This is a genomic window from Methanoculleus sp. 10 (assembly GCF_913757945.1).
In the GTDB taxonomy this organism is placed as follows: domain Archaea; phylum Halobacteriota; class Methanomicrobia; order Methanomicrobiales; family Methanoculleaceae; genus Methanoculleus.
Genome location: NZ_CAJYDP010000007.1, coordinates 55,663 through 67,658 on the forward strand (window position 1 = coordinate 55,663; position 11,996 = coordinate 67,658).

Here is an 11,996-nt window from a genome sequence, read left to right on the forward strand (position 1 = left end):
TCGCATCAGATACCGAATATTTCACACCGCCTGGGAGTGATGTGAAGTAATTAAAATAGTGTTACTTCGTGACACTCTGTGTTACAGTTTATCTGAGGGTCGCACCCAATCTCAAAAGATCGGCACCGCTCCATACGCGCGGCGAAAAAGGGGGAGATCAGGCCTCGACCCGCTGGTACAGCTTACCATAGATTGCCTGGCCTTTTCTCTTCCGGTGACGCTCGCCGAGATCGCCCTCGTAGAGAGCAAATCGTCCCTTGGTGCCGTCCACCTCGATATCGACGTCTTTGCGGTATGCAAACCCGGGCATCATGACATCGATGGTGCCAAAGACGTAGATCTCGCCTTCTACCATCTGGCCGCCGAGACGGCTCTTTGCATTGCCCTTGATGACGATCTTGCCGCCCTCAGCATGCGTGGCAACGTGGACGTCGACGTCTCCACCGACGATGATCTCGCCGCCGTTCATGAAGGTGCCGAGATCGCTCCCGGCATTGCCCGAGACAACGATCTTCCCGCCGGTCATGCCGCGCCAGTCCCCACGGTATGCAGCGCCGAGGTAGTTGCCGGCGTTGCCCTTGATGAGGAGCTCGCCGCCCTTCATCCCGGTCCCGGCAAAGGCGTCAACGTTTCCGTTCACCGTGATCCTGCCGCCCTGCATCCATGCACCGACGTACATGTCGGCGTTGCCGTTCACAACGACTTCGCCTGCGGTCATCTTCATGCCGATGTATTTGACCCGCGAGAGATCCCCGTTGACGATGATCTTCGTCTCTTCCGGGGTCGCCCCGGCCTTGCCGGAGACCTCAAAGAAGTCTCCGAGCCGGTGCTCTTCTCTTCCCACGTAGACCGGGAGGGCGGCGATCTCCTCCGCCTTCTTCCCGGCGAACGCATCGGGGGTGATACTGTCAGCCTCGAGGTACAGCCCGGGCTGGTTCTTTATGGTGAGTGTAACGGTTTCCATCCTTCTCTGCACCTCACTCTGTGGCGTCAACCTCAATCACGTACGGGTTCGGGAGGTAGTGGTGCCCCGTAACCTCGTAGTTGTTCAGGGTGACGGTGTAGTAGCGGAGGAACTTCTCCTTGACGTCACGCATCACCTGCGGGTTCTCATTCACCCTGGCGTTCACCCAGAGCGTCCGCTTGTTGCCGTTCGAGACGACCTCGTGGTCGCTGATGACCTGAACACCGGTCTTGAAGAGGTGGCGGGCGTTGCCGAACGCCTTCTCGATATCGTCGGGCGCGTAGGGCTCGTTCGGGTTGAAGTCAAAGACGGCCACATCCGCGTCGAGGCCGGGCGCGAGTCCGCCGTACATGTGCGCGAGGCCGAGCGCCTTTGCCGGTCCTGCGCGGGTCATCTGCGCGATCTCGTAGAGGTCGAGTTCGCGGTCGATGCCGGCAAGGTTGGTCGCATCGATGACTTTGTCCTTGTGCTTGAAGGCGTCGAACTGCTGCTCGCGCGCCTCCCTGCTCATCAGCCACTTCATGATCCGCGGGTAGCGGATGAACGGTCCGGCGTTCGGGTGGTCGGTGGTCATGAAGACCCGCATGGGATCCTTTGCAAGCAGCGCGAGTTCAAGACCGATGCACCACTGGATGGCGCAGACCTTGATGCTCGGGCTGTAGATATAGGGCACGACACCGGATCCGGTCTCGAGTTCCACGTCGGCGTTTGCCCACTTTAAGTGGTTCAGTTCGGTGAGATGGTGCTCGAACGGCCCGTCGGCGGTCATGGTCGTGGTCTCATCGAGCGTCACCTGACCCATGTCGATGGTGATGTTGTCGTGAGAGTTCACGTAGTCCATGATCTCCTTCGCCTTGGACTCCACGTTTGCCCAGGAGTCGCCGCCGTAGGAGTGGAACTGGACGTGGGTGTGGTGCATCACCTGGTCGCGGCCGAACTTGCTGTTCGGTTTGATGCCCTCCGAGAGCTTGAACGTATCGAGAGTCGTCGTATAGTTGCCGGGGTTCCCGAGGTTGTTCGCGTGCACGTGCATCGAGTGCGGGAGACCGAGGTACTCGTTCGCCTCGATGAGGCCTTTCACGATCTGCGCCGGGGTGATGTCGAAGTAGGGGACCGGGTCGTGAACGTTCTCACAGTTCAGGCCCCAGCCCCAGGCTTCGGTGCCGCCGGGGTTGACGACCTTGACCGCGTAGCCCTTCGTGGCGCGAAGCAGCCAGGCGATGTAGGCGACGGTGTTCTCGATCTCGTGGTTCTTCAGGTACTCGAGCACGAACCAGTTGTTGCCGAAGACCGGGTAGGCACCCTGGTCGAGGATCGGCGTGTCCCGCATCTCCTCATGGGTATGCCGGGCATACAACGGCGGCATGGCCGCTTCCATCACGGTGGTGTAGCCCATGCGGGCGTAGTTGTAGCCGGTTCGGATCACCGTCGGCACCGAGAACCCACCCTGCATCCGCTCGATGCCGCGTCCGGGCTTGTAGGTGAAGAGTTTATCTTCCGGGCGGAAGTTCCGGCCGATGTTCACCTTCGGGCCGGCAACGTGGGCGTGGATATCGACACCGCCGGCGAGGACGGTCTTACCCGTAGCGTCGATGATCTTCGGGCTCTTGACAGCCGTGGTCTCGACGATCTTCCCGTCCTTGATGGCGACATCGGTTGCATCGCCTTTGATCCCGAGAACCGGGTCGAAGACGAACCCATTCTTGATGAGATATTCTGCCATCGCTTATACCCCCTTGATCTCCCGGACGCGCGCAAGGACGCGGTCGAGGAACTCTTCATCGGTCAGCATGCCCTCCGGGGCATCGACGACCTTTCTGGTCTCAATCGGCACGTTGTCCATCCGGTAGGCGCACCCGCCCACCTCGACGCCCACGAAGGCGACCGGGACGTGGACATTGCAGACCTCGGTGGTCGGGGTCTCGTGCGGCTCGACGGCGACCGAAGGCAGATCGTAGATCTTCTTCACCGAGCTGAAGGGGAAGTGTGCACCAGGGTCGCTTCCGAGGACGAAGACGGCGTCCACCTCGCCCCTGCGGAGCAGGTCGTTTGATGTCGTCTCGCCGGGATTGTAGCGGGCAAAGCCACGGGAGAGGTCCACCGCGAAGGGGAACCCGAACTGCCAGCCCCAGACCTGGCCGGAGCCGGTGACGTTGTAGTGCCCGCGCATCGGCATAATGGCGGCTTTCGTGTACTCGTTTAAGTCACGGGTGACCGCGATGGCTGCATCGATGTTGTGGTTCTTTCCAATCGACTGGGTCACACCCATACCGAAGAAGATGATCGCGAAACGGCCGCTCTTGAGCATCTCGGCGGCCCCGTAGATCTTCTCCTTGGGGATGCCGGCGACGACGTCGGGGAGCTGCTCGCCCTTGAACGCCACGCGGAGCGCGTCGAGGAGTTCGTAGTCGCGCCCCTGCTCGATCTGGAGGTGGACGTCCGCGATCCGGGCGGTATCGGTGACCCGGGGATCGACGACGATCATCTTCCGGCCCGTGTGGCCCTTGCCGGTGAAGAAGCCCCGGGGGAAGATCGAGTAGCGGGACATGTGTCGCGGGTGAGCGTGAGCCGGGTTGCATCCCCAGAAGAGGATCCGGTCGGCACGGTTCTTGACCTCACCGAGCGTGCAGGTCGGGATGCCGATATCCTGGACTGCGATAAGGGATGTTCCGTGGCAGACAGTCGCCGTGTTGTCCATGACCGCCCCGACAAGCTCGCCGATCTCGGACCCGACAGACTGGGCCTCACAGTTTGTGGAACTCCAGCCGTACATCAGGGGCTTCTTTGCGTCGGCAAGCATCCTCGCCGTGTACTCGACTGCCTCGTCGTAGGAGATCTCCTTCCAGGAACCGTCGTCCTGCCGCATGCGTGGGCGGGTGATACGGTCCGCTGCCTGCGAGTGAAGAAACTTCTCGGCGCCGATGGCACACGCGTTGTAGACTTCAAAGAGCTTCTTTCCGTCATCACTGACGACGACCTCAAGGTCGTCGCAGAGTGTCCCGCAGAATGGGCAGACCACGTCGGTTACTGTCTTTGTCATGCTAGTTCACCCCTGCATCCTTTGCGCACCAGTTCAAGTGAGCCGAGGACAGGTTCGTTCTTGGCGACTTCCACCGTGACGGGCGTACCCTTAAACGTTGGCATCCCGGTCGAGTAGGTGTTCGGGTTGACCACCATGTTTGCCCATGGGCCCATCGGTATATACGCTACACCGGGATGGGGGCCCTGGGTTGCCTCGACCGCCTTGACAACGACGCTGCCGTACTGGCTGGTGACACGTACGTTCGTGTTGCGGAAAGCCCCGAGCTTCTTAAAGTCCGCCGGATCGAGCTCGATAATCCCGCAGGCGGCGGTGTAGGCGGGTTTTTCCTTCCCCGCCTCCATCGACACCCCCTGCTGGATGGTGCGACCCGTGATCAAATTTACTCTGATTGCCATTGTTATTCATCCCCTGTCTTATTGTATTATCTGGCAAACTCTTTGAGCGGGCTTGGGCCGAGCTCGTTGATGGTCTTGACGACGTCTTCCATGACCGTCCCCCACTTTGCACCCTCAGATGCGGAGACGAAGGTCATCCTGAGACGCTTGTCGTCAAGGCCGATGTTCTTGAGGACACTCTTCAAGAGGAACATCCTCTTTGCAGCCTTAAAGTTGCCCTCAAGGTAGTGGCAGTCGCCGAAGTGACACCCGGAGACCAGCACCCCGTCCGCCCCGTCCTGGAATGCCTTCAGGATGAAGAGCGGATCGATCCGGCCCGTGCACATTACGCGGACGGCACGGATGTCGGGGGGATACTGGATACGGGCACCGCCGGCGAGGTCTGCACCGGCGTAGGAACACCAGTTGCAGATGATGGCGATGATCTTTGGTTTCCAGTTCTCGTCTGCCATTTACTGTTCACCTCCAAGGAGGAATGCATCGATCTGTGCGATGATCTGCGGGGTTGCGAAGTGTTGCATCCAGATGGCACCGCCGGGGCAGAACCCGCCGCAGGTGCCGCAGCCCTTGCACTTGGCCTCGGTGACCTGCATGACCGTGCGGCCTTCCTTCTCGACGAGCGAGAGGGCACTGTAGGGGCACTGGTTGACGCACAGCCCGCATCCGGCGCACTTCTCCTCAAGGCACACGGCGAAGTAGGGCTCGAGCTCCACTTCTCCCCGGTGAATCGGGATGGACGCCGCGGACGCTGCACCCTCTGCCTGAGCGACCGTGTCGGGGATATCCTTCGGTCCCTGGCAGACGCCGGCGAGGTAGACACCGGCCGTGGTGGTGCCGCACGGGTTCAACTTCGGGTGGGCCTCAAGGAGCCAGCCGTCCTGCGAGCAGGAGACACCGAAGAGTCTCCGCGTCTTCTCGGTCTCGGCGGTGGGCTGGATAGCGGCTGCGAGCACGACCATATCGACCTCCATGTCGATCGGTCGTCCGAGCAGCGTGTCCTCCGCGTTGACGTGGAGGTTCTTCGTAACCGGGTCTTCGGTGATGTTTGCGACCCTGCCGCGGATGAACTTTGCACCCTCGTTCTGGATGCGGTAGTAGAACTCCTCGTACATCTTGCCGAAGGACCGGATGTCCATGTAGAAGATGTAGGGGATCGCGCCGGGGATCTTTTCGATGATCTGGTGGGCGTGCTTGAGCGAGTACATGCAGCAGAACCGCGAGCAGTACGGCTTGCCGACGCCGGTCGAGTCACGGGATCCTGCACAGAGGACGAATGCGATCTTCTTCGGGGTCTCGCCGTCGCTTGGGCGGATGAGGTGGCCGCCGGTCGGTCCGGACGCGCAGATCAGCCGCTCGAACTCGAGGCTCGTGATGACGTTGTCGTAGTTCTTGTAACCCCACTCGAACTTCTTCTCGATCGGGAAGATGTCGTATCCCGTGGCGAGGACGACGGTACCGACCTTGACGGTCATGAACTCGTCCTTCGCCTCGAGGTCGACCGCCTTCTTGTCGCCGCATGCCTCGACACAGAGGCCGCACTTGACGCAGGCATCAAAGTCGACGGTGTAGATCAGCGGGGAGACCTGCGGGTGGTAGATATAGATCGCCTTTCTCGGCGCCATGCCGAGCTCGAACGGGTTCGGCTTGATGACCGGACAGACCTCGACACAGTCGCCGCACCCGGTACAGCCGCCGCCGACGATGCCGAGGGCTGTGGCCTCATCAGGGGTGATGACGCCGCGCGCCTTCTTCCGGAGGGTCACGTCGAAGTTGCCGATGTAGCCCTCGACCGCCTCGACCTCGGTGTAGGTGAGGAGCTCGATGCCTTCGTGCCGGTAGACATCCACCATCTTCGGGGTAAGGATACACTGCGAGCAGTCCAGCGTCGGGAAGGTCTTGTCGAGCTGGGACATCCTGCCGCCGATGGAGGGGGTCTTCTCGACGAGGTAGGTCTTGATCCCTGCACTCGCAAGGTCGAGCGCTGCCTGCATGCCGCCGACACCGCCGCCGACGACCATCGCCGCCTTCTCTACGGGAACGCTCTTCGGTATGAGGTCTTCGAGGAGGGATGCCTTTGCTACGGCGATCCTGACTGCGTCCTTCGCCTTCGCGGTGGCCTCTTCGGGCTGGTGCATGTGCACCCACGAGTTCTGCTCGCGGATGTTTGCCATCTCGAACCGGAAGGGGTTTAAGCCGCCCGCCTTGGTCGCGTTACGGAACGTGGGCTCGTGCAGACGGGGAGAACATGCCGCGACGACGATCCCGGTCAGTTTCTGCTCGTTGATGGCCTCAGCGATCTTGTTCTGGCCGGGGGTCGAGCACATGTACTGGTAGTCATCAGCGACGATGACGTTCGGGAGCGTTCTCGCGTACTCCATTACTGCCTTGACGTCGATGGAGCCCGCGATGTTGGTACCACAGTGGCACACAAAAACGCCAATTCTTGGCTCTTCGTATTTCTTGACTTCTGCCATGTATTTGCACCTCACAGGATCTTCTTCAGGAACGGCTCAACACTGATGGCATGGAGGTCGAGCGCGAGATCGTCCGGGCTCATGCCCTGTGCCAGTCCCAGGAGTTCGTTGTAGTGCAGGACGGGGATGCCGTATTCGGCACCGAACTTCTCTTTGATCTCGAGCTGGCCGCGGTCGAACTGGAGCTGGCAGAACGGACAGACTTCGGTGACTGCATCGACGCCGACTTCCTGCATGTTGATCAGCTTCTCGTTCGTGATATCGAGCGCGTGCGCGAGATCGTATCCGCGGACACCGCCGCCGGCACCGCAGCACTGCATCTTGTTGCGGTACTGGACCGGTTCGGCGCCGAGCGCGGCGACAAGTTCTTCCATCCACATCGGGTTCTCGGTATCCCCGAAGTGCCGCTCTTTGCTGGGCTTCATCAGGTGGCAGCCGTAGTGGACGGCGACTTTCGCGCCGGTCAGGGGACGCTTGACGCTGTCGGCGAGCTTCCTGACACCCACGATCTCGGGGTCGTAGTAGAGCTCGGCGAGGTGCCAGACGTCGACGGTCCCCTTGAACTCCATATCGATCTCTTTGAGCACCTCGTTGACTCCGTCGCGGAGTTCATCGTTGTGCTTCAACTTGTGGTTGACCTCCCAGATGGACTTGTAGCACCCGTTGCAGATCAGGGCGATGTCCATCTTCATCTGCTCGGCGAGCACGACGTTCCGGGCCGCCATCGCGTACCAGACGTTTAAGTCGATCGAGCCGAACGCACCCGGTGCCGGGCAGCAGCTTGCGCCCTTCAGGGGCAGGAGGTCGATGCCGACGTTCTTGCTGGTCTGGATGGCCGCCGCCTCGATTCCCGGGTACCGGTTCGGGGCGATGCATCCGAGGAAGAATGCGTACTGGTGATTGTTCTTGCTCATGGTTTCACTCTCCCTCCGCGAGGATTCTGTCCGCGTTCTCTTTGAGCTTGTAGTGGTCGAGGATCTTCCTGATACCGGGCAGGTACTCGGGGTACTTGTGCGTCGTCTCGGGTTCGGCTTCGAGTCCGAGCCTCTTCCTCGCGGCGCGGTTCGCGTCGTTGTTCGGGACGCCGTGGCCCGTCTTGTAGATCAGCTGGACGGTCTGGAGGAAGTTGCGCGGTACGATGTCCCGCTTGAACGCAAGGTTCCTCATCGCCATGATCGCGTCGGTCGGCGCGAGATCCCGGGGGCACCGGTCGGTGCAGCTGTAGCAGGTGGTGCAGAGCCAGAGGTCCGGGTCGGTGAGGATCTCCTCCTCGAGGCCGAGGACTGCCTTGCGCATGAACAGCCGGATACGGTACGAACTCCGGGGTGCCGAGGGGCACGAGCCGGTGCAGGTGCCGCACTGGTAACACATGTGGGCGGCCGTCTGCCCGATCTTCTCCACATCCTTGATGAACTCGGGGTTGCTGTCAGGAATGTAGTATTTCCTGTCCCGGAGTTTCTCAGCGAGTTTCTGGTCCTTATAGTCTTTCTTCACTGCCATTGGCTATCCCTCACGCCTCTTCTGCTGCTCCCAGAACTTTGACCTCGACCTCTCCGGGGGCGGTCTCCTTGACCTTCGACGTCCTCGGGGTGAGCAGCTTCTCCTTGATCCTCTTGAAGAGGTCCGTTTCCTTATCCTGCATCCGGATACCCGTCCGCCGCAGGATGATCGCATCCTCACTCGGGCAGGCGTTGACGCAGGCGCCGCAGAGGATACAGAAGTCCTTGTTGATGGCGATGTTCGGCTCGATCTGACCCTTCATCTCCTTTGCCGGGAGGGGGGTGGGCAGGTAGAGCGCGTTGCAGGGGCAGACCTCAACACAGGTCGAACAACCGCCGGGACACTTCTCGGGGTTGATCTCGATGTCTCCCTCGAAGATCTTCTCGACGGTGATTGCCTCGGTGGGGCAGGTCTGGACGCACCACGTGCAGGTGCAGCAGTCGTCCTGCTGGATGTCGACCTTGCCGGGCAGCCTGTCGCTCACGACCTCGCGCTCGAGGGTGATGCACTCCTGGGGGCAGGCCTCTACGCAGATCTTACATCCGTCGCAGGTGCTCTCCTCCCACTTGACGTCCCCTTCGATCTTGCCGGTCTCGGGGTTTGCGGAGTTGCGGACGACGGTGATGCTCGGGCAGAGTTCGCCGCAGATGCCGCAGACGTTGCACTTCTCGGTGTCGACGGTGAACGTGGTCTTCGTCTGCAGTGCGGATTGGCGCGGTTTGCCGGCCTCGTCGCCACCCTCGAATGCGGCGACGTCGCGGTTGATGGCGTCTCTCGGGCAGACTTCCTCGCAGATGGTACACCGGTCGCACTTCTCTTCGTCGATTACGGTGACCATGTCGTATGTGGGGAATCCTTCTTTCTCGAGGATCGGGAGCCGTTCCTCTCCGTCGATCTTGAGTGTCATCGCATTGAAGGGGCACATGATGACGCAGACGCCACAGTACGAACACTTCTCGGGGTTGACATCGACAGGTGCTGCTTCGTCAACTGCCCCGCGGCGTGCCGCACCAACAGGTCCGAGCACGATTGCCTCCTCGGGGCAGGCGTCGACACAGATGCCGCAGCCTGTGCAGGTCTCTGCGTTCAGGATCAGGTCGTTGACTGCTTTGAGGAGCCTCTGCTCCATGACGACGTTCTGTCCTTCCCGCGTCTTGGAATACTTTGGAAACAGTGCCATATTCTAGTATCACTCCTAGGCTTCCACTTTTCGGGCCCTTGCCCGGCTCTCCCACGGTCCTGCAAGCTTGATGACTTCATAGGGGCACGCCTGAACGCATACGCCGCAACCGGCGCAGAGCTCGGAGTTAAAGTCAAGAATGACGGCTTTGCCGTCCTTGACTTTGTAGATCTTCTCCTTGGTTACCGGATCTTCGGTATGGAGCTCGAGAGCGTCGACCGGACATGCCACCACGCAGTTGTTGCAGCCTGTACATCGTTCCATATTGATGTGCAATGCAAATGCCATGGTTATCACGCACCAGATCTGATCGATTAAAAATCGATATAAAAAGAATTGTCAAAGAATATACATAAACTTTCTGAAATTCGGCAGTCTTATATTCCAGAACTATGATTATCCATCAAGTTTTATAAATTAAAACAGTTGTTATGTTAACCCGATGCCCCGGATATCGCCGTCAAACGCGCTTCGGGGCAGAAGGTCAAAGCGAAAACCTTAAATTTTAAATCGAGCAAACTGGTGAAAATCGGTGGCCAATCCGGGCCGGCACCGTTAAGAACCGGCCGGATCTCCCCGGGAATCGGCGATAGTTCCTGTCCTCCTGCCGGGAGGGGTCTCCCGCCTGTTGCGCGGTTTAGACGGCAACCGTTCATGCATCCATTGACTCTCCTCCCTTTGCGCCGGAGACGTGCGCTCATCTGGATGTGTCCACCACGAACCTGCGCCCGCGGTCCTTTGCCGCATCCCGGGCAGGCCTGCCCGGCGGGGATTATGGGGTCGGGATCAGTTAACCCGGCCCCCCCTGCCGAGGTCCGGGATACACGGATGTTCCACGCCCCGATAGCGCAACCGGGGGAGATCCCGGTGTCCTGCAACCCGGCCGCCGGTTCCCCGCGGGTTTACTCTGCCGTGGTGGTGACTATCGGTGGGTCGGCGGGGCCGCCGGGGGGGCCGCGCAGTCTGGCCCCCTGCTTTCCGGCAGCGCGGCGTACCGCCGTCGGGAGAAAAAGAAACCTTATTCTGTCCGCATCGTGACATTGTAGCAAACGAGGTGTATTCTGTCCATGGAACTGAATGGCGTTACTATCGACGATACCTATGCAGAGGCGTTCCCGACCTGGGTGGCGCGGCCCATCATCACCGCCGTCACTGAGGAATGGGCATACAAGGCAGCAGTGGAGGCTGTCGGCTTTGCCACCTCCACCATAGGATGTCCGGCAGAGGCAGGCATCGACTGCTTTGTCCCCGCCGACGAGACCCCCGACGGGCGGCCCGGCTATGCGATCATGATCTGTGCGAGCAAGAAGAAGCTCAAAGAGCAGGTAGTGGAGCGGCTCGCCGAGTGCGTCCTCACCGCACCGACGACGGCGGTCTTCGACGGCCTTGCCGACGTCGTCGCCGAGGTCCAGGAGAAGCTCCCGGTCAAGCTCCACTTCTTTGGCGACGGCTACGAGCAGAAGCGCGAGGTCGGCGGCAGGACGGTCTGGGCCATCCCGATCATGGAGGGCGAGTATATCGGTGAGGAGGAGTTCGGCGCCGTCAAGGGTGTCGCGGGCGGCAACTTCTTTATCATGGGCGAGAACCAGATGGCCGCTCTCGTTGCCGCGGAGGCGGCAGTCGACGCCATCAGCGGCGTCTGCGGTGTCATCACGCCCTTCCCCGGCGGCATCGTCGCGAGCGGGTCGAAGGTCGGGAGCAAGAAATACAAGTTCATGGGCGCAAGCACGAACGAGGCCTACTGCCCAACGCTGAAGGATAAGGTCGAGGGCAGCAAGGTGCCCGAGGGCGTCAAAGCGATCTACGAGATCGTCATCGACGGCGTCGATGAAGACTCGATCAAGACCGCGATGGCTGAGGGTATCCGGGCGGCAACCAAGGTGCCGGGCGTGAAGTTCATCAGCGCCGGGAACTTCGGCGGCAGCCTCGGGCCGTTCAGGTTCGACCTGAAGGACGTCCTTGCGGACTACCTTTAAACCTCTTTTTTCGTTGCGGTTTTTGGAGCCGCTGTTTGAGTTGATCCTGTTTTCAGCGCTGCGAGGATTGGGGATCGAGCGGGCGAGAGCGTTCAAATGCCCTGGAATATTTCAACCAAACTTCAGTCGCATGAGCATCCCTGAGCCAAAGTCCACTCCTTCGCATGTTGTTTTGCAAACCCAATCTACGGCTTTCCATCGGATATCGCCCCTGGGGGAGGCGGCTCGCGGGGAGGGGGGAGCATCCCCCCTCCCCTGTCTCCACCTGTAAAGGCTGACCTAAAACCCCACCCGGCCTTCGGCCTCTCCCCCGCCCCTTGGGCGGGGGCAGTGCGGCGATATCCCCACGAAATCCGTGCATCGGGGTAAGCGATGTCCCAGGAATAATGACACCCCCTCAACCACCCGCGCCTCCGGAGACCCTCAGGCGCGTATAACGCCTGCCTTTCTCTCTCGCCACCCCA

At 60.6% G+C, this 11,996-nt stretch carries 11 protein-coding genes; 1 reads left to right on the top strand and 10 read right to left on the bottom strand.

Going from position 1 to position 11,996, the window contains the following annotated elements; translation table 11 throughout:
* Positions 1–157 precede the first annotated feature (157 nt).
* From QZ408_RS09380 to QZ408_RS09425, 10 genes are read right to left on the bottom strand one after another with little or no spacing between them, the layout of a single operon-like run.
* Complete coding sequence (locus tag QZ408_RS09380; RefSeq protein WP_292491149.1) at positions 158–964, bottom strand: formylmethanofuran dehydrogenase subunit C; 807 nt, start codon at positions 962–964, stop codon at positions 158–160.
* A 13-nt stretch (positions 965–977) separates the two neighbouring features.
* Positions 978–2,687, bottom strand: a complete 1,710-nt coding sequence (locus QZ408_RS09385; RefSeq protein WP_292491151.1) for a formylmethanofuran dehydrogenase subunit A — start codon at positions 2,685–2,687, stop codon at positions 978–980.
* 3 nt (positions 2,688–2,690) lie between these two features.
* Complete coding sequence (locus tag QZ408_RS09390; protein WP_292491152.1) at positions 2,691–4,004, bottom strand: formylmethanofuran dehydrogenase subunit B; 1,314 nt, start codon at positions 4,002–4,004, stop codon at positions 2,691–2,693.
* The gene (locus tag QZ408_RS09395) at positions 4,001–4,402 is read right to left on the bottom strand and encodes a molybdopterin dinucleotide binding domain-containing protein (protein WP_292491153.1); all 402 of its coding nucleotides are present in this window, start codon (positions 4,400–4,402) and stop codon (positions 4,001–4,003) included. The genes QZ408_RS09390 and QZ408_RS09395 overlap by 4 nt, the downstream gene beginning before the upstream one ends.
* 26 nt (positions 4,403–4,428) lie before the next feature.
* The gene (locus QZ408_RS09400) at positions 4,429–4,854 is read right to left on the bottom strand and encodes a hydrogenase iron-sulfur subunit (protein ID WP_292491154.1); all 426 of its coding nucleotides are present in this window, start codon (positions 4,852–4,854) and stop codon (positions 4,429–4,431) included.
* On the bottom strand, positions 4,855–6,876 hold the full coding sequence (locus tag QZ408_RS09405; protein ID WP_292491155.1) for a CoB--CoM heterodisulfide reductase iron-sulfur subunit A family protein: 2,022 nt from the start codon (positions 6,874–6,876) through the stop codon (positions 4,855–4,857).
* Between the two features lie 11 nt (positions 6,877–6,887).
* Positions 6,888–7,790, bottom strand: coding sequence for a CoB--CoM heterodisulfide reductase subunit B (gene hdrB / locus QZ408_RS09410; protein ID WP_292491156.1), 903 nt, complete (start codon positions 7,788–7,790; stop codon positions 6,888–6,890).
* Positions 7,791–7,794: 4 nt separating this feature from the next.
* Entirely contained in the window at positions 7,795–8,376 is a 582-nt protein-coding gene (hdrC, locus tag QZ408_RS09415) for a CoB--CoM heterodisulfide reductase subunit C (RefSeq protein WP_292491157.1), read from the bottom strand.
* Positions 8,377–8,386: 10 nt separating this feature from the next.
* Entirely contained in the window at positions 8,387–9,556 is a 1,170-nt protein-coding gene (locus QZ408_RS09420; RefSeq protein WP_292491158.1) for a 4Fe-4S binding protein, read from the bottom strand.
* 15 nt (positions 9,557–9,571) lie between these two features.
* Positions 9,572–9,844: a 4Fe-4S binding protein gene (locus QZ408_RS09425; RefSeq protein ID WP_292491159.1), complete on the bottom strand. Its 273-nt coding sequence runs from the start codon at positions 9,842–9,844 to the stop codon at positions 9,572–9,574.
* Between the two features lie 779 nt (positions 9,845–10,623).
* Between QZ408_RS09425 and fhcD the strand changes: the two genes are divergently transcribed.
* A complete protein-coding gene (gene fhcD / locus QZ408_RS09430; protein ID WP_292491160.1) occupies positions 10,624–11,532 on the top strand; it encodes a formylmethanofuran--tetrahydromethanopterin N-formyltransferase in 909 nt (302 codons plus the stop codon).
* Positions 11,533–11,996 lie beyond the last annotated feature (464 nt).

Excerpts from the sequence above, each read along its gene's own strand:
- QZ408_RS09425 (WP_292491159.1), bottom strand. The coding sequence starts at position 9,844 with ATGGCATTTGCATTGCACATCAATATGGAACGATGTACAGGCTGCAAC.
- hdrB (WP_292491156.1), bottom strand. The coding sequence starts at position 7,790 with ATGAGCAAGAACAATCACCAGTACGCATTCTTCCTCGGATGCATCGCC.
- hdrC (WP_292491157.1), bottom strand. The coding sequence starts at position 8,376 with ATGGCAGTGAAGAAAGACTATAAGGACCAGAAACTCGCTGAGAAACTC.
- QZ408_RS09380 (WP_292491149.1), bottom strand. The coding sequence starts at position 964 with ATGGAAACCGTTACACTCACCATAAAGAACCAGCCCGGGCTGTACCTC.
- fhcD (WP_292491160.1), top strand. The coding sequence starts at position 10,624 with ATGGAACTGAATGGCGTTACTATCGACGATACCTATGCAGAGGCGTTC.
- QZ408_RS09390 (WP_292491152.1), bottom strand. The coding sequence starts at position 4,004 with ATGACAAAGACAGTAACCGACGTGGTCTGCCCATTCTGCGGGACACTC.
- QZ408_RS09385 (WP_292491151.1), bottom strand. The coding sequence starts at position 2,687 with ATGGCAGAATATCTCATCAAGAATGGGTTCGTCTTCGACCCGGTTCTC.
- QZ408_RS09400 (WP_292491154.1), bottom strand. The coding sequence starts at position 4,854 with ATGGCAGACGAGAACTGGAAACCAAAGATCATCGCCATCATCTGCAAC.
- QZ408_RS09420 (WP_292491158.1), bottom strand. The coding sequence starts at position 9,556 with ATGGCACTGTTTCCAAAGTATTCCAAGACGCGGGAAGGACAGAACGTC.
- QZ408_RS09405 (WP_292491155.1), bottom strand. The coding sequence starts at position 6,876 with ATGGCAGAAGTCAAGAAATACGAAGAGCCAAGAATTGGCGTTTTTGTG.
- QZ408_RS09395 (WP_292491153.1), bottom strand. The coding sequence starts at position 4,402 with ATGGCAATCAGAGTAAATTTGATCACGGGTCGCACCATCCAGCAGGGG.